This is a genomic window from Alexandriicola marinus (genome assembly GCF_004000435.1).
Classification (GTDB): domain Bacteria; phylum Pseudomonadota; class Alphaproteobacteria; order Rhodobacterales; family Rhodobacteraceae; genus Alexandriicola; species Alexandriicola marinus.
This window is the reverse complement of record NZ_RBVZ01000001.1, coordinates 830132-846500: the sequence shown is the minus strand read 5'-3', so window position 1 is coordinate 846500 and position 16369 is coordinate 830132. Positions and strand designations below refer to the sequence as shown.

General features: G+C 64.3%; 15 protein-coding genes. 7 read left to right on the top strand and 8 right to left on the bottom strand.

The window, feature by feature from the left end:
* The first annotated feature begins 60 nt into the window (after positions 1–60).
* Positions 61–1173, top strand: a complete 1113-nt coding sequence (locus tag EP376_RS04205) for a Ppx/GppA phosphatase family protein (protein ID WP_127654273.1) — start codon at positions 61–63, stop codon at positions 1171–1173.
* Between the two features lie 57 nt (positions 1174–1230).
* On the opposite strand, the gene EP376_RS04200 is transcribed toward EP376_RS04205, so the two are convergent.
* Positions 1231–2343, bottom strand: a complete 1113-nt coding sequence (locus EP376_RS04200; RefSeq protein WP_127654272.1) for an anhydro-N-acetylmuramic acid kinase — start codon at positions 2341–2343, stop codon at positions 1231–1233.
* Positions 2344–2406: 63 nt separating this feature from the next.
* On the opposite strand from EP376_RS04200, the gene tyrS reads away from it, so the two are divergent.
* Positions 2407–3657, top strand: coding sequence for a tyrosine--tRNA ligase (gene tyrS / locus EP376_RS04195; protein ID WP_127654271.1), 1251 nt, complete (start codon positions 2407–2409; stop codon positions 3655–3657).
* Here tyrS and EP376_RS22925 read toward each other — a convergent pair.
* Positions 3654–3803, bottom strand: a complete 150-nt coding sequence (locus EP376_RS22925) for a hypothetical protein (RefSeq protein WP_164744859.1) — start codon at positions 3801–3803, stop codon at positions 3654–3656. The two genes, tyrS and EP376_RS22925, sit on opposite strands and share 4 nt — an antisense overlap.
* 45 nt (positions 3804–3848) lie before the next feature.
* On the opposite strand from EP376_RS22925, the gene EP376_RS04190 reads away from it, so the two are divergent.
* From EP376_RS04190 to EP376_RS04170, 5 genes are all read left to right on the top strand, one after another.
* Entirely contained in the window at positions 3849–4781 is a 933-nt protein-coding gene (locus EP376_RS04190) for a GNAT family protein (RefSeq protein WP_127654270.1), read from the top strand.
* 24 nt (positions 4782–4805) lie between these two features.
* Entirely contained in the window at positions 4806–5228 is a 423-nt protein-coding gene (locus EP376_RS04185; RefSeq protein WP_127654269.1) for a Fur family transcriptional regulator, read from the top strand.
* A 76-nt stretch (positions 5229–5304) separates the two neighbouring features.
* The gene (locus EP376_RS04180; RefSeq protein ID WP_127654268.1) at positions 5305–6198 is read left to right on the top strand and encodes a DMT family transporter; all 894 of its coding nucleotides are present in this window, start codon (positions 5305–5307) and stop codon (positions 6196–6198) included.
* Between the two features lie 38 nt (positions 6199–6236).
* On the top strand, positions 6237–7514 hold the full coding sequence (gene eno / locus EP376_RS04175) for a phosphopyruvate hydratase (protein ID WP_127654267.1): 1278 nt from the start codon (positions 6237–6239) through the stop codon (positions 7512–7514).
* A 92-nt stretch (positions 7515–7606) separates the two neighbouring features.
* Positions 7607–8029 (top strand): cupin domain-containing protein, encoded by a 423-nt coding sequence (locus EP376_RS04170; RefSeq protein ID WP_127654266.1) that lies wholly within the window; start codon positions 7607–7609, stop codon positions 8027–8029.
* Between the two features lie 66 nt (positions 8030–8095).
* Here EP376_RS04170 and EP376_RS04165 read toward each other — a convergent pair whose 3' ends face one another.
* From EP376_RS04165 to EP376_RS04140, 6 genes are all read right to left on the bottom strand, one after another.
* On the bottom strand, positions 8096–10960 hold the full coding sequence (locus EP376_RS04165; RefSeq protein ID WP_127654265.1) for an Rne/Rng family ribonuclease: 2865 nt from the start codon (positions 10958–10960) through the stop codon (positions 8096–8098).
* A 418-nt stretch (positions 10961–11378) separates the two neighbouring features.
* Entirely contained in the window at positions 11379–12044 is a 666-nt protein-coding gene (locus tag EP376_RS04160; RefSeq protein ID WP_127654264.1) for a transglycosylase domain-containing protein, read from the bottom strand.
* A 9-nt stretch (positions 12045–12053) separates the two neighbouring features.
* Positions 12054–13385: a sigma-54-dependent transcriptional regulator gene (locus EP376_RS04155; RefSeq protein ID WP_127654263.1), complete on the bottom strand. Its 1332-nt coding sequence runs from the start codon at positions 13383–13385 to the stop codon at positions 12054–12056.
* A gap of 13 nt (positions 13386–13398) precedes the next feature.
* Positions 13399–15156 (bottom strand): sensor histidine kinase, encoded by a 1758-nt coding sequence (locus EP376_RS04150; RefSeq protein ID WP_127654262.1) that lies wholly within the window; start codon positions 15154–15156, stop codon positions 13399–13401.
* A gap of 41 nt (positions 15157–15197) precedes the next feature.
* Positions 15198–15866 (bottom strand): phosphoribosylformylglycinamidine synthase subunit PurQ, encoded by a 669-nt coding sequence (purQ, locus tag EP376_RS04145; protein ID WP_127654261.1) that lies wholly within the window; start codon positions 15864–15866, stop codon positions 15198–15200.
* Positions 15863–16366 carry a DUF3592 domain-containing protein gene (locus EP376_RS04140; RefSeq protein WP_127654260.1) on the bottom strand — a complete coding sequence of 168 codons (504 nt, stop codon included), beginning with the start codon at positions 16364–16366 and terminating at the stop codon, positions 15863–15865. Before EP376_RS04140 ends, purQ begins: the two co-directional genes overlap by 4 nt.
* Positions 16367–16369: the final 3 nt, after the last annotated feature.

Genomic DNA, 16369 nt, shown 5'->3' with positions numbered 1-16369 from the left:
TGCGCCGGAGAACGCGGCACCCTAAGCTGATCTCAACTCGAAATCGGAGGGCGTTGAGAGATGACGCCCAAGCGTCCCACTCGCGCGGGCGCGTTCCCGAAAGCGGTCGAAAGCCCCGCGCCAAATTCGCCCGATCCGGCCGAACTCTATGCGGCTCTGGACCTGGGCACAAACAGCTGCCGCATGCTGATTGCCCAGCCGAAGGGCAACCAGTTTCATGTGGTGGACAGCTTTTCGAAATCCGTCCAGCTGGGTCACGGACTTGAAAAGAGCGGTCGGCTGTCGCGTAATTCCATGAACCGCACGATCAGCGCGCTGCGTATCTGCCGGCAGAAACTGTCGCGCCACAAGGTGCGGCGGATGCGGCTGGTGGCGACCGAAGCATGCCGCCGCGCACGCAATGGTGCGGCCTTCCTCGCGCAGGTGCAGCGCGAGACCGGGCTTGTCCTCGAGATCATCAAGCCGGAGGAGGAAGCCCGGCTTGCCGTGATCTCCTGCGCGCCGCTCGTCTCGACCCGGACCGAACAGCTTCTGGTGGTGGATATCGGCGGCGGCTCGACCGAGTTGGTCTGGATCGACCTGACCAACGTTCCGCGCCGCGAACGGCCGCGCGCGATCATGCGTCTGCATGCCGGGTTCACAAGCGATCCGGGGCCGTTCCAGGCGGCCAAGGTGGTGGACTGGATCTCGGTTCCGTTGGGCGTCGCGACCCTGCGCGACCAGTTCCGGGACGTGGAGGACGATCATGCACGATTTGCGCTGATGAGCTGGTTCTTCGAAGAGAACCTCTCGGCCTTCGCACCCTCGGCTGCCGAACACGCCCGTGAAGGGTTCCAGATCATCGGAACGAGCGGGACCGTCACGACAGTCGCAGCCTCTCACCTTGGGTTGAAACGCTATGAAAGATCGAAGGTCGACGGGTTGCGGATGACCTCGGACCAGATCGATGCGGTGATCCGCAACTACCTCGCGCTTGGTCCGGCCGGTCGCAGAAAGGACCCGCGCATCGGTCAGGACCGGCAGGCCCTGATCATGTCGGGCGCGGCGATCCTGCAGGCCCTGATGCGGCTCTGGCCGACCGACAGGCTCTCTGTCGCCGATCGTGGCCTGCGCGAGGGGCTCTTGTATGCCCAGATGTCGGCGGATGGCGTTCTGGAAGACGACGGCCTCTAGCGCGGACCAAAATTCCCGAATTTTGGTGGCGCAACAAAGTTGGACAACTTTGTTCCTTCAGCCTTCGCCCGGAAGGCTGATATAGCCGCCCCCCACGCAGGCGCTGACCCCAGTCGTGCCCGGCTGTGACGTGGGCAGCCCCCGAAGCACGCGCGCCGCAAGATAGGCGAACGCCTGCGCCTCGATCATGTCGCCGTCGAACCCGGCCGTCTCGATCGGCTCCACCGGACAATCGAGGCTGGCCGAGATCATCTCCATCATCGTGGCGTTGTGGCGCCCGCCGCCGCTGACCAGCACCCGTCCCGGCGGGACGGGACAATGCTCAATCGCGCGCATGACGGACGCCGCCGCACAGGCAGTCAGCGTTGCGGCTGCATCGGCGTCGTTCAGCCCCGAGACCGCACTTTGCAGATCCGGCCAGGCGTCGCGGTCCAGCGATTTTGGCGGTATCCGGGAAAAAAAGACATGCTCGAGAAACTGGTTCAGAACATCGGCATCGACCGTTCCACGGCGCGCCAGCGCGCCGCCCGCATCATGGGCCTGCCCCAGCCGGGACTGCATCAGATCGTTCAGCGGCGCGTTCGCGGGCCCGGTATCAAAGGCCAGAAGCGCGCCATCCTCTTCGGGGCGGTCGCGACCCGGATCGACCCAGGTCAGGTTTCCGACGCCGCCCAGATTGAGAAACGCGACCGGACCCTGCGCGCCGATGCGGCGGGCCAGCGCGTGGTGATAGAAGGGCGCAAGCGGCGCCCCTTCCCCCCCCAGCTGCACATCCGCGCTCCGGAAATCCCACACGACGGGCAATTCGATCAGGTCGGCCAGAAGCGCGCCGTCTCCGGCCTGATGGGTTCCGCGACCGCGCGGATCATGGGCGAGCGTCTGTCCATGGAACCCCACCAGCGCGATATCATCGAAGGTCGAGGCCAGTTCGGCCGTGGCCAGAACGACGACCTCACCCGCCTCGATCACCGCCGGCCCGTCCCATTTGCCAAGGGCGCCACGAAGGATCGCGCGTTCCTCGTCGCTATAGGGCCGGAAGGTGCTTGGCCCGAAACTTGTAATTCCCTCGCCATCCGTCTCGATAACGGCGGCATCGACCCCGTCGAGAGAGGTGCCCGACATCGTGCCCAGAATGCGCCCTGCCTGCCCCTTGCGCATGTCTTTCAACATCCGCTTCCCCTTCCCTGCCCCGCGTCCTATAGAGTGCCCCGACCGCTGAGCAGGGGCAAGACGATGACCTACCATCCGAAATCCGAATTCATGGCCACGATCATGGAGCGCGGCTTCCTTGCCGATTGCACGGATTACCAGGCGCTGGACGAGGCGTTCCGGGCCGGTGTGGTTCCGGGCTATATCGGCTATGATGCAACCGCCAGTTCGCTTCACGTGGGCCACCTGCTGAACGTCATGTTGTTGCGCTGGTTCCAGAAGCTGGGCGGCAAGCCGATCACCCTGATGGGCGGCGGCACGACGAAGGTGGGCGATCCGTCCTTCCGCGCCGATGAGCGCCCGCTTCTGAGCAATGAACAGATCGACGCCAATATCGCGGGGATGCAGAAGGTGTTCGACCGCTACCTCGCCTATGGCGACGGGCCGAACGATGCGATCATGCTGAACAATGCCGAATGGCTGGACGGGCTCAACTACCTCGATTTCCTGCGCGATATCGGGCGGCATTTCTCGGTCAACCGGATGCTGTCGTTCGAAAGCGTGAAATCGCGACTCGACCGGGAACAATCCCTGTCCTTCCTCGAATTCAACTACATGATCCTTCAGGCCTATGACTTTCTCGAGCTGAACCGCCGCTACGGCTGCCTGTTGCAGATGGGCGGGTCGGACCAGTGGGGCAATATCGTCAACGGGATCGACCTGACGCGCCGCGTGCTCGATACCGAGATCTTCGGCTTGACCACGCCGCTTCTGACCACGTCTGACGGCCGCAAGATGGGCAAGAGCCAAGGCGGTGCGATCTGGCTCAATGGCGACATGCTGAGCCCTTATGAATTCTGGCAATTCTGGCGCAACACCACCGATGCAGATACGGGCCGGTTCCTGAAGCTCTATACAGAGTTGCCGGTCGAGGAATGCAATCGGCTGGGCGCGCTTGAAGGATCCGAGATCAACGAGGCCAAGATCATCCTTGCCAACGAGGTCACGACCCTGCTTCACGGCGCCGAGGCGGCTCAGGCGGCCGAGGCCACCGCGCGCGAAGTGTTCGAAAAGGGCGGCGTGGGCGACGATCTGCCGACACTGACCCTTTCCGCAGACGAAGTGGCGGACGGTATCTCGATCACGCAGCTCTTCGTGCGGTCGGGCCTTGCCGGCAGCGGCAAGGAGGCCAAGCGCCTGATCGCCGAGAACGGCGCACGGATGGACGACGAACCCGTCACCGACGCAGGCCTGATGGTCGATGCCGAAACGCTGGCCCGTTCGGTCAAGCTGAGTGCCGGGAAAAAACGCCATGCACTGGTGAAGCTGGGCTAGCCACGAACAATCGCCACGAAGGCAAGGACGACCCAGAACGGCAGGGACAGGCCCAGCACGATCAGTGCGGCGCCAAATGGCGTGAGCCTTGGCCCCGGGGCGCGATGGCCCAGAACGGAATGTGACGGCGGGGTCCTCTGTTGCATGGCCCCATTAACCCGCGCTTAGGTTTCCACCGAATTAATACGGGAATGTCCTTCGCACCGACCCCCATCGCCCTGACGCAATCCTCCGTCTTTGAGCAAGCGCTCTCCCCGCTGGGCCTCGAGGGGCAGCGCGAAACGCTGAGGCTGAACGGGCAGGACGTGGGCCACGCGCTCGTGCTGTCTCGCAAGGTGCCGATGCTGGGCCGGATTCGCGCGCTGGTTCGCGGGCCCGTCTGGAGTGCGGACCTGTCCGCCCCTGCCCGGCTCGAGGCCTTGCACGGCCTGGGCGGCTCCCTGCCCCATCTGATCGAGGCCGATGCGCCTGATCCGATCTTTCGAGGCGCCGGATACCGGATGGTGATGTCGCCTGGGGCGACGGGCTGGCTCGATATCGGGGCCGGCGACACCGCCCGCGACATGCCGCGCGCGCATCCGAAATGGCGCGCAAACCTCGCCCGGGCGCGGAACGCAGGGTTCAGGACAATCGCGGGCCCGTTCGGGGGTACACGCGGGCAATGGCTGCTGACGCAGGAGGCTGGGCTGCGCAAGTCGCGAGGCTACCGCTCGGTCGCGAACCCGATCAGCCGGGCGCTGGTCGCCGGCGCTCCAGATGCGCTTTGCCTGATAAGTGCGGAAACACGCGGACCGACCCCCGAAACCCTCGCCGCGATGCTCTTCGTCCGACATGGGCAGTCCGCCACCTACCTGATCGGCGCCACGACCGACGCGGGGCGCGCCGCCTGCGCCCATCACCTGTTGCTGGCAGAGGCCGCCGAAAGGCTCTCTCGCGAAGACGTCCGCTGGATCGACCTCGGCCAGATCGACACCGAGGCCAACCCCGGCCTTGCCCGGTTCAAGCTGGGCACCGGGGCGGAGCTTCATTCTCTGGGCGGAAGCTGGCTTTGCCTGCCCATCGTCGCGCGCGCACGGTTCACAGGAAAGGCTGGATCACCGATGGTCGAGCCGTTAAAGCGGTAAACCCAAAGATGCGGGCAATTGACCATGACAGATACCATTCTCGAACGCTGCACGGCCAGCGGGCTGCGCATGACCGATCAGCGCAAGACGATCGCGCAGGTGCTTGAAGATGCGGTCGATCACCCGGATGTCGAGGAACTCTATGCCCGGGCCTCGGCGATCGATCCACGCATCTCGATCGCGACGGTCTATCGCACGGTCAAGCTGTTCGAAGAATCGGGTATCCTCGAAAAGCACGAATTCGGCGACGGCCGCGCCCGATATGAGACCGCCGATCGCGACCACCACGATCACCTGATCGACATGCATTCCGGCGAGGTCATCGAATTCGTCGACCCCGAGATCGAGGCGCTTCAGGAAAAGATCGCCGAACGGCTGGGATACCGGCTCAAGGGTCACCGGCTTGAACTTTACGGCGTTCCGCTGTCGAAACGCACGAAAGACTGAACGCCCTCTCCAAGGTCGCTTCAATTCCGCCTGAGGGGTGGGTAAGGATTGGAGAACATCTTTCGAAAGTCCCTCGATGGAAAACCTCCGTGGCGCCCTGATGATGACAGCCGCGATGGCCTCGTTCGCCATCGAGGACACGTTGATCAAGTTGATGACCGGCCGCGTGCCGCCGGGCCAGATCATTTCCGTCATCGGGTTCGGCGGGGCCACTGTCCTGATCCTGTGGCTGCTGGCCACGCGCCAGCCGATCGTCGTGCCGGTGATGCGCTCCCCCGCCGCGCTCCTGAGGATGGCATTCGAGATCGGCGGGACCTTGTTCTTTGTCTCCTCGCTCGCGCTGATCCCGATCACGACGGTCTCGGCCGTGATCCAGGCGACGCCGCTGGTCGTTGCGATGGGGGGCGCGATCTTTCTGGCGCAACCGGTGGGCTGGCGACGGTGGAGCGCGATCCTCGTGGGGCTTGCCGGGGTGCTGATGATCCTGCGACCGGGCTTGGGCGAATTCCAGTCCGCGACGCTTCTGACGGTGGTGGGCATGCTGGGCCTTGCGGCGCGGGATATCGTGACCCGGGCCATCGGGCTCAGGGCATCGGGGGTTCAACTGACGCTCATGGCCTTCGTGGCGCTGGTACCGTCGGGGATGTTTCTCGCGGCCATTACCGGCACGCCGCTGGTGTTCCTCGCGTTCCGCGATGTCCTGATCCTTCTGGGCTGCGTCGTGGTGGGGCTTGCGGGCTATCTGGCCATTGTCGGCGCGACCCGGGCCGGCGACATCGCCTTCATCTCGTCGTTTCGCTATACGCGGATGGTCTTTGCCGTGATCCTCGGCGGGCTCGTCTTCGGAGAGCGGCCCGATCTGTGGACGGTGCTTGGCACGACGATCGTGATCTGCGCGGGGATTTATGTTCTGATCCGGGAACGGCGGGTCCGAGCAGCCGCTTCCCCCCCACCCGGACCCGCGTTATAGAGCGCGCGACACATGTCTTAACCCAAGGACCCGTTTTCATGAGCATCATCATCGACCTTCACGCCCGCGAGATTCTCGACAGTCGGGGCAATCCGACAGTCGAAGTCGACGTCACGCTGGAAGACGGCAGCATCGGTCGCGCAGCCGTGCCCTCGGGCGCGTCGACGGGCGTGCACGAGGCGGTGGAAAAGCGCGATGGCGACAAGAGCCGCTACAAGGGCAAGGGCGTTCTTGAGGCCGTGACATCGGTCAATGGCGAGATCGCCGAGGCCGTGATCGGGCTGGACGCGACCGAACAGGTCGAGGTCGACGAGCTGATGATCGAGCTGGACGGCACCGACAACAAGGGGCGTCTGGGCGCCAACGCGATCCTCGGCGTGTCGCTGGCCGTGGCCAAGGCGGCTGCGGATTACACGGGCCAGTCGCTCTACCGCTATGTCGGCGGCACGTCGGCCCGGGTTCTGCCGGTCCCGATGATGAACATCATCAACGGCGGCGAACATGCCGACAACCCGATCGACATCCAGGAATTCATGATCATGCCGGTCAGCGCGGACAACATTCGCGAGGCCGTTCGCATGGGCTCCGAGGTGTTCCACACACTCAAGAAAGAGCTGTCGGACGCGGGCCTTGCCACCGGCGTGGGCGACGAAGGCGGCTTTGCGCCAAACCTTTCGTCCACCCGCGACGCGCTGGATTTCATCCTGAAGTCCATCGAAAAGGCCGGCTACAAGCCCGGCGAAGACATTCACCTGGCGCTCGATTGTGCGGCGACGGAATATTTCCGCGACGGCAAGTATCACATGGCGGGCGAAGACAAGATCTTCAGCGCCGATGAGAATGTCGCCTATCTGCAGGCGCTGGTTCAGGATTATCCCATCATCTCGATCGAGGACGGCATGTCCGAGGACGACTGGGACGGCTGGCGCACGTTGACCGATGTGCTGGGCGACAAGGTTCAGCTGGTGGGCGACGATCTCTTCGTCACCAACCCCACGCGCCTCAAGCAGGGCATCGACACCGGCACCGCGAATTCGCTTCTCGTGAAGGTCAACCAGATCGGCACGCTGACCGAAACGCTCAAGGCCGTCGATATGGCGCATCGCGCGGGCTATACCTCGGTCATGTCGCATCGCTCGGGCGAGACAGAAGATGCGACCATCGCCGATCTGGCCGTCGCCACGAATTGCGGGCAGATCAAGACCGGCTCTCTTGCCCGGTCGGACCGGTTGGCGAAGTACAACCAGCTGATCCGGATCGAGGAAATGCTGGGCGCAAGCGCCGAATACGCGGGCCGCGGTATCCTCAAGTCCTGAGCCATGCCGCGCGGCATAGGGGGGTGTCCGGTCGCCGGACGCCCTTTGCTCTTTTGCTTGTGGGTCGGCACTGCCCGCACTAGCGTGCGCAGATGACAGCAGACGACATCATCAACCACCTGAACCTGTCCCCCCATCCAGAGGGCGGCTGGTATCGCCAGACCTGGAGCGGTTCGGAACAGCCCCGTCCTTCGGGAACCTGCATCTATTACCTTCTCAAGCCCGGCGAGCAGAGCCGCTGGCACAGGGTTGACGCGACCGAGATCTGGCATTTCTATGCCGGAAGCGCGCTGAAACTCAGCATTTCGCCGACCGATTCCGGACCGGCCAAGGATTACCTGCTCGGCGCTGATCTGGCCCGGGGTCAACACCCCCAGCAGATCGTGCCCGAAGGGCACTGGCAGACCGCCCGAGCGGGCGACGGGTGGAGCCTTGTGGGCTGCACCGTCAGCCCCGGCTTCCGGTTCGAGGGCTTTCAACTGGCCGACGAAGAATTCGACATTCCCCGCGCCTGACGCGGGCTGAATGAAAAAGGCCGGCCCCGAAGGACCGGCCCTTTCCTCAAATCACAGGCGCTGCGATCAGCGGCCCATCGCCCACCAACCGCGCTTTTTCGGTTTCGCCGGCTTTTCCTCGGCGGCCTCAGCCGGGGCAGCGGGCTCCGGTTCAGGCACGGCTTCGGCACCGACCGGCGCCGGTTCGGCGGCTTGCGGCTCCGCAGGGGCCTCGACGGTTTCGGGCGCCGCTGTAGCCTCAGCCGCCACGGGTTCGGCGACGGCTTCCGCGACTGCGGGTTCCTCGACCTTCTTGGCGCGTGGCTTGCGGGTCCGCTTGGGCTTGGGCGCCTCTTCGGCGGCCGGAGCTTCCTCGGTGACCGCTTCGGCGGCAGGCGCGGCTTCCTCGGCCACGGGCTCGGGCGCCTTCTTGCGCCGTGTGCGCTTGGGCTTGGGGGCGGGTTCGGCCTCTGCCTCGGCAGGCGCCTCGACCTCGGCCACGGGCTCCGCAGCGGGAGTTGCCTCGGATGACGTCTCTGCCTCGGCCGGTGCGGCCTCTTCGGCGGCGGGCGTCTCCGCCTCGTCAGCCTTGGGCTTGCGGCTGCGGCTGCGGCGACGCTTGGGCTTTTCTTCCGTGCTTTCCGCATCGGCGGGTGCCGGTTCGGTCGACGCCGGCTGTTCGGCCGCCTCTACAGAGGGTGCCTCGGCATCGGCGTCAGCCTCGCCGTCCTGCGTTGTCTCGGTATCCCCATTGGTTTCGGCACCGTTGGCACCACCCCTGCGCCTGCGCCGGCGACGGCGCTTCTTTCGGGGACGATCCTCGCCCTGCGCCTCTTCCGAGGTGGGCTGTTCGGACGCGGCCTCGACCGTGTCGTCCTCGTCCTCTTCCTCGGGCTCGATCAGGGCGGCATCGGCCGACACGACGATTTCGGACACATCCGGCACGGCCCGTGTCGCGGTCTTGAATTTCTCAAGCTTGTAGTCGGGCGAGACCAACGTGGGATCCCCCTCGACCCGAACTGCCAGTCCGAACCGCTGTTCGATCTGGGCGATATGTTCGCGCTTGAAGTTCATCAGGTAGTTCATGATGCCGAAGGGCACCTTGACCAGAACCTCGCGGGTGCGGCCACGCACGCCCTCTTCCTCGAGCTGGCGCAGAATGGCGAGCGCCACGTTGTCGTCGGAGCGCAGGAGGCCCGTGCCATGACAATGCGGGCACGGCTGGGTCGTCGCCTCGAGCATGCCCGGGCGGAGACGCTGACGGCTCATCTCGAGAAGGCCGAAGCCCGAGATCCGGCCGACCTGGATGCGGGCCCGATCGGTCTTGAGCTTGTCCTTGAAGCGCTTTTCAACAGCGGTGTTGTTGCGCCGCTCGTCCATGTCGATGAAGTCGATGACGATCAGGCCTGCCAGATCGCGCAGGCGCAACTGGCGGGCGACCTCTTCGGCGGCCTCGAGGTTGGTCTTGAGCGCGGTCTGCTCGATCGAGCCTTCCTTGGTGGCCCGACCCGAGTTCACGTCGATCGCGACCAGCGCCTCGGTGACCCCGATCACGATATAGCCGCCCGAAGGCAGTTGAACCGTCGGGTTGAACATCGCCGAGAGGTAGCTTTCGACCTGGTAGCGCGCGAAGAGCGGCAGGCTTTCGGCATAGGCTTTCACGTTCTTGGCGTGGGACGGCATGATCATTTTCATGAAGTCCTTGGCCGTCCGGTAGCCTTCGGCACCCTCGACGATCACTTCGTCGATCTCCTTGGAATAGAGATCGCGGATCGACCGTTTGATCAGATCGCCTTCCTCGTAGATCTTGGCAGGCGCGACGCTGCGCAGGGTCAGTTCACGGATCTGTTCCCACAGCCGTTGCAGATATTCGTAGTCGCGCTTGATCTCGGACTTGGTGCGCTGCGATCCGGCGGTGCGGATGATCAGGCCCGCGCCCTCGGGCACGTCCATCGAATTTGCGATTTCCTTGAGCTTCTTGCGGTCGACGGCGTTGGTGATCTTGCGGCTGATGCCGCCGCCACGCGCCGTGTTGGGCATGAGCACGCAATAGCGGCCGGCAAGCGACAGATAGGTGGTCAGCGCCGCACCCTTGTTTCCGCGCTCTTCCTTGACGACCTGCACCAGCATGATCTGCCGGACCTTGATCACTTCCTGGATCTTGTAGCGGCGCGGGCGCGGCTTGCGCACGGGGCGCACGTCTTCGCTGTCGTCGTCGTCGGCCACGGATTCGATGCCGTCGTCATCGTCCGATCCGGCCTCGTCGGCTGACTGTGTTTCATCGTCGGCTGATTTGGAACGCGACCGGCGACGGCTGCGCCGACGGGGCGCCTCGGCTTCGGCGGTCTCGGTCTCTGCCTCGGTGGTATCGCCATCCGCCCCGGCCGTTGCGTCGTCACCTTCGGCGAGGTCTTCATCGGCGGCGGGCGTCTCGACGGGGGTTTCGCTCACCAGTTCCATCGGTGACGAGCCCTCGAGCGGATCGGCTCCGTCATCACCGTCACCTTCGTCGAGGTCTATCGTTTCCATCCCGTCGACATCTGCGGTCGCCACGGCGTCCGCGCCCGTCTCGGCAGCCTTGGTCCGGCTGCGCGACCGGCGGCGGGAGCGTGACTTGGAGCCGGATTTCTCTTCCTCTTCGCTCTCGGCGGCGAGGCTTTCGGCATAGGCCTTTTCCTCGGCCAGAAGCGCCTCGCGGTCCGCGATCGGGATCTGGTAATAATCGGGATGGATTTCCGAGAATGCGAGGAACCCGTGGCGGTTGCCACCGTAATCTATGAAGGCGGCCTGAAGGGACGGTTCGACCCGTGTCACCTTTGCCAGATAGATGTTTCCTGCCAGTTGCCGCCTTGCGGCACTCTCGAAATCAAACTCCTCGACTTTGTTTCCGTCCACCACCACGACGCGGGTTTCTTCCGCGTGGGTGGCATCGATAAGCATTTTCTTCGCCATGTTTTCCGTTTGCATGACGCCGCAGGTCCTCACCCGGGGGTGCAAGAGGTGCAGGGTCATGTCTGATTGGGGCGAGAGGGTCGCGGAACGAAGTGGCGCGGCCTGTTCGGCCTGCCTCCTTACTGCTCCTGAGATGCGTTCCCTGCATCGCGTTCTTGCTCCGGCCTTCCGAACGGAAGACCAATATTTGGCCCGGCGCGATGTGAAAAGTAGCGCGCTCGAGGGCGTTCAAATGACCCAGAAGGTCAAATCAGCTGCGTATCGGGGCGCTTGTTTTTCGCTCTGATCCGCAGAGAAACTCACCGGTCCGGTCTGCTCAGCGTCGAGCAGTCGACCGTTCTTCCTACATAAGGGAGCGAAGTGGCCCCTGACAATGGGCAAATCGTCAAAGTTGCAATTTGCCTCGCGCGCCGTGACTTCAGGTCGCGGCGCAGCCCTCGAACCAGACATCGTCGTGGCCTAGAGGCTCGCAGGTGCCCGATAGAAGCCGCTCGATCCGGTTGATCCGCTCTTCGAGCGGGGGGCCGGGATTGGCCAGCTGCAAATCGGTGGGCGCGATCATCACCGCCAGAAGGGCAAGGAAATCCCTCTCGCCGATGTCGCCGGGATCCCCACCGAAATAGGCCTGTGAGGCCGGCCAGAATCCGTTGATCCCGTCCCCGTCGGGGCCCGGCCCCATGGGAACAATATCAAGATACAGCGCGAGGATCTGCGGTTTGGTCAGTTCCTGCTCGAGTGCGAGCGCAAAACCGGTCTTGCGCAGCCAGCTGATCGCGTGCTGCCGCCCTTCGAGCCCGAGCCACGACGCGACGGATTGGGTGATGGTGGCAGACCCGGCCCCGGGCGTCGTGAAATCCACGCCCACATGGGCGAGGAAAGCGGGGTCTTCGACGTCGATCAGCATCTGGCGTCGATTGACGCCAAGCCCGACCCCGCCCCTGTCGGCCTCGATCAGGGCATCGGCGCGGGCGCGCAGCGTTTCTGCGTCGGCATGGGCATCGCGAAACCCCAGCCAGCCATAGCCCAGTGCCAATGCAAGGACGAGGACCGCCAGGATCAGCAGGCGTCGGAAGAATCTCTTCATCTCAAACCGTCAGAGATAATCGGAGCGTTGAAGCCCGTATTTCGCCATTTTCTCGTTCAGGGTCCGTCGCGGAAGGCACAGCTCTTCCATGACATTGACGATCGCGCCCCGGTGGCGACGCATCGTGTTGTCGATCAGCATCCGCTCGAATGCCTCGACGAATTCCTTGAGCGGCTTGCCCTCGGTCGTCATCGCAACCTCGTTCTCGTCGCTGTCGGCCATCAACAGCGAGGCGATCGTGCCGGTGCCGCGCCGGTTCTGCAAGACAGCGCGTTCGGCCACGTTGATCAGCTGGCGCACATTGCCGGGCCACGGCGCCTGCAGAAGCTGGGCCGCCTCCTGTGCCGTGACCTCGGGCGCATCGCAGCCGTATTCGTCGGCATATTGCTCGGAAAGGCGGGTGAACAGGGTCAGGATATCCTCGCCCCGCTGGCGCAGCGGCGGGACGGTGATCCGAAGCGCGGCGAGCCTGTAGAACAGATCCGAGCGCATCTCGGTCTCGATCGTCTTACCCTCGTCCTGCAGGTTCGAGATGGCGACGATCCGGGTCTCGGACGGACTGCCCTGTTCGTTGATCGCGGTCAGAAGCCGGGCCTGAAGGGCCGCGCCCATCGCCTCGATATCCTCCAGAACCAGCGTGCCCCCGCGCGCCTCTTCCATGGCGGGCAGGCCCTGATCCTCGTCGGTCGGCCCGAACAGGCGCCGCGACAGGGTGTCGTCGTCGAAGGCCGAACAGGCCACGAGGACGAATTTCTTGGACGCCCGCGCCCCCACGGCATGAAGCGCGTGGGCGACGAGTGTCTTGCCCGTTCCGGTTTCGCCTTCGATCAGCACATGGCCGTCGGCCTGCCCCAGATCGAGGATGTCTTCCTTGAGCCGTTCCATCGCGGGGCTCGATCCGATCAGCTTGTTCATGATCGCCGAGCCGTCCGACAATTCCCGCCGAAGCGCCCGGTTATCGAGCGTGAGCCTGCGGGCCTGGGTGGCCTTCTTGGCCAGTTCGGTCATCCGGTCGGGATTGAACGGCTTTTCAAGAAAATCGAAGGCGCCGATGCGCATCGCTTCGACCGCCATAGGCACGTCGCCATGGCCGGTGATCATGATCACGGGCAGCGCGGAATCAACGCTCTTGAGCTTCTTGAGGAATTGCATCCCGTCCATGCCCGGCATCTTGATGTCGCTGACCACGATGCCCGGGTAATCGGACGACATGCCCTTGAGCGCCTCTTCGGCGCTCTCATAGGTTTCGGTATCGAATCCCGACAGTGCCAGCCACTGGCTGATCGACTGGCGCATGTCCTTTTCGTCATCGACGATGGCCACCTTCATCGACTTGCTCATCGGTCTTCTCTCCTTATTCCGCCGCGGCGACCCTGTCGCCAAGGGCGGGCAACTGCACCTCGAATACCGCGCCGCCATTCTGGCCGTTCCTTGCGGTCAGGCGACCGCCAAGGTCGTTGACGATACCCGACGAAATGGCAAGGCCCAGTCCGACGCCGTCGCCGGGGGCCTTGGTCGTGTAGAACGGCTCGAACAGCGCATCGAGGTCTTCGATGCCCGGCCCGTTGTCGCGCAATGTCAGCCGGACGGTCTCTCCCGCGGCAAGCAGGATATCGATCGCCGGCTCTTTTTCAGACTTGGTGGCGTCAAGCGCATTGCGCAACAGGTTGACGATAACCTGTTCAAGGCGAAGCCGGTCCCCCAGCACCATGGCGGGTTCGGCCGGCAGGGTCCGGGTGATCCGGACCGAGCGGGTCTTGAGCTGAGGCTCCATCATGGCCAGCGCCGCAGAGACGCAATCGCGTGCATCCATGGGCTCGAACGCCTCCGCCCCCTTGCGCGCGTAGGATTTCAGCTGCCGGGTGATCGCGCCCATCCTGTCGATCAGGTCGTCGATCCGCTGGAACGAGGACAGCGCCTCTTCGGGCCGCTTGCGCATCAACAGAAGCCGCGCCCCCGCAAGATAGGTCTTCATCGCAGCAAGCGGCTGGTTCAGTTCGTGGCTGACAGCGGCCGACATCTCGCCCAGCACCGCGAGTTTCGAGGATTGCGCGATGGTCTGTTCCGCCACTTCGAGCGTCTTTTCGACCTTTTCCCGCTCGGCGATTTCCCGCTGCAAGCGTTCGTTCAATGCGCGCAGTTCCGCCGACTCCCGCTGGAAGATCATCAGCCGAGACGCCGTTTTCCGGGAGGTCAGCCAGAACCCCCCGGCCAGCAGAATCGCAAAGCCCATGATCTCGAGCGCGAGGATGCCGTTAACCCGCTCGCGAACCGAGGCATAGGCGGTGAAACTGACGATCGTCCAGCCCTGAAACGGGATGCGCAGATCGCGGCGCAGCACGGCCTCGCCACGCAGGTAGGCGTCGATCGGAAGGGCCGTCCAGTCCTGCGTCGCCCGGATCGCGCGTTCGATGGCCGATGGGGCCGACTGGACGGCCAGAGCGCTTTCGATCGTCTGGCCGCGCCAGCGCGGCTCGGTCGCAAGGATGATCTCGCCCGCGCTGTTGGTCACCAGAACCGCGTCGGCGGTCCCGGCCCAGTTGCGCTCCAGCTTGGCGAGGTCGACCTCGACGGCAATCACGCCGAGGTTGGTTCCGCCTTCGGCAATCGCGCGGGAATAGATGAATGAAAAACCGCCCGTATCTGTCTGGGAAGACGTGAAAATCGTGGCGGACGAGCGTTGCGCGTCAAGGAAATACCGGGCCCCGCGATGGTTCTCGCCCAGCCGGTTACGATCGGTCGCGGCGACGACCCGACCGTCCTTGTCGAACAGCATGATCGAGGCGGCCCCGATCTCGTCGACGAAGGTCAGAAGCCGAAGCGTCGTCTGCGAATAATCCGACGAGGTCAGCGCGCCGATCAGTTCGGGGTCGCGCGACAGAAGCTGCGGGACGATGGAATTTCGCTGCAATTCGGACAACAGGTTGCCGGCATAGATCGTCAGGCGAACCTCGGCCCTGTTGCGGGTCGTTTCGGTGAACCTCTCGGTCAGGTAGGAATTCGTCGTGATGATGACCGCGATCGCCGTGACGCAGAACAGGGCAAGCGCAATGCGCAGGCGCCAGCGGCGCAGACCGCGCCGAATACGTCTGGAGATCGTATGCGTCGTCATGGCCCGAGATTAGGCCCCGACCCCGCCCGCGACAAGCGCGCTCAGCCAGAGACGAGCGCGCCCACAAGTCCCGCGAACAAGGCTGCGCCGTCCGTCGCGCCATGGGCAGGCTCGATCGCGCGTTCGGGATGGGGCATCATGCCCAGCACGCGCCTGTTTTCGGACAGGACGCCCGCGATATCATCGACGGACCCGTTCGGGTTCCCGACATAGCGGAAGGCAACCCGATCCTCGGCCCGCAGCGCCGCGAGCGTTTCGGCATCGGCAAAGTAATTGCCGTCGTGATGGGCGATCGGCAGGGCGATCTCGGCACCCGCCGCGTAACCCGAGGTGAAGGCCGAGGCATTGGTCTCGACCCGCAGCGGCTGAGAGCGGCAGACAAAGCGGATGGACCCGTTGCGCATCAAGGCCCCCGGCAGAAGGCCGGTTTCGGTCAGCACCTGAAACCCGTTGCAAACGCCAAGGACAAAGCCGCCCCGCCCCGCATGATCGACAACCGCACGGCAGATCGGCGATTGCGCGGCAATCGCTCCGCAACGCAGATAATCGCCGAAGGAGAACCCGCCCGGAACGGCGATCAGATCGAGCCCCGACGGAAGTTCTGCCTCCTTGTGCCAGACCATCGACACGTCGGCACCGGCCGCGCGCAACGCCACGGCCATGTCACGGTCGCAGTTCGACCCGGGAAATACGATGACGGCAGCTTTCATGTGGCGCCCTTTCGAAAGAACAGCAGTGACAGGACGATCCAGATCAGACCGGCCAGAACCCATGCAACCGCAGCGAACCCCGCAAGAGCCACCGGCATGAACCACAGGCCCTGCCAGGTGTTCATCTTGACGTTGCCCCGGTTGCCGGGGATATGCCGGATCTCGGCGGTGTCGCCAACCACCATCTTGAACGAGGAATGTGCGGATCCCACGCTGGCCCGACGTTCCTCGCCCGCATCCTGATAGGTGAAAACCGGCTCATAATTGATCTGGCCCCGGTCGAAGGGCGTCGTGCCCTCCCATTCGTAGACCTGCACAGCGGTGCCCGTCACCACATCCGAGCGCAGAACATAGACCGCGCTTGCCACGCCAAAGCCCAGTGTTGCCAAGGTGAACAGAACCGGCGCGCAAAACACGATGATCAAAAGCCGCGCCCGCCATTTCATGCCCCGGGTCAACCGGTTCACGATTTGCTGGATGATGGCGCCGCGTCCGATCATGGC

What these genes read in the sequence shown, in the direction of transcription:
- EP376_RS04155 (WP_127654263.1), bottom strand. Translation starts at nt 13,385, where the DNA reads ATGAGCAAGTCGATGAAGGTGGCCATCGTCGATGACGAAAAGGACATG.
- EP376_RS04150 (WP_127654262.1), bottom strand. Translation starts at nt 15,156, where the DNA reads ATGACGACGCATACGATCTCCAGACGTATTCGGCGCGGTCTGCGCCGC.
- tyrS (WP_127654271.1), top strand. Translation starts at nt 2,407, where the DNA reads ATGACCTACCATCCGAAATCCGAATTCATGGCCACGATCATGGAGCGC.
- EP376_RS04140 (WP_127654260.1), bottom strand. Translation starts at nt 16,366, where the DNA reads ATGATCGGACGCGGCGCCATCATCCAGCAAATCGTGAACCGGTTGACC.
- purQ (WP_127654261.1), bottom strand. Translation starts at nt 15,866, where the DNA reads ATGAAAGCTGCCGTCATCGTATTTCCCGGGTCGAACTGCGACCGTGAC.
- EP376_RS04180 (WP_127654268.1), top strand. Translation starts at nt 5,305, where the DNA reads ATGGAAAACCTCCGTGGCGCCCTGATGATGACAGCCGCGATGGCCTCG.
- EP376_RS04200 (WP_127654272.1), bottom strand. Translation starts at nt 2,343, where the DNA reads ATGTTGAAAGACATGCGCAAGGGGCAGGCAGGGCGCATTCTGGGCACG.
- EP376_RS04170 (WP_127654266.1), top strand. Translation starts at nt 7,607, where the DNA reads ATGACAGCAGACGACATCATCAACCACCTGAACCTGTCCCCCCATCCA.
- eno (WP_127654267.1), top strand. Translation starts at nt 6,237, where the DNA reads ATGAGCATCATCATCGACCTTCACGCCCGCGAGATTCTCGACAGTCGG.
- EP376_RS04165 (WP_127654265.1), bottom strand. Translation starts at nt 10,960, where the DNA reads ATGGCGAAGAAAATGCTTATCGATGCCACCCACGCGGAAGAAACCCGC.
- EP376_RS04205 (WP_127654273.1), top strand. Translation starts at nt 61, where the DNA reads ATGACGCCCAAGCGTCCCACTCGCGCGGGCGCGTTCCCGAAAGCGGTC.
- EP376_RS22925 (WP_164744859.1), bottom strand. Translation starts at nt 3,803, where the DNA reads ATGCAACAGAGGACCCCGCCGTCACATTCCGTTCTGGGCCATCGCGCC.
- EP376_RS04185 (WP_127654269.1), top strand. Translation starts at nt 4,806, where the DNA reads ATGACAGATACCATTCTCGAACGCTGCACGGCCAGCGGGCTGCGCATG.
- EP376_RS04160 (WP_127654264.1), bottom strand. Translation starts at nt 12,044, where the DNA reads ATGAAGAGATTCTTCCGACGCCTGCTGATCCTGGCGGTCCTCGTCCTT.
- EP376_RS04190 (WP_127654270.1), top strand. Translation starts at nt 3,849, where the DNA reads ATGTCCTTCGCACCGACCCCCATCGCCCTGACGCAATCCTCCGTCTTT.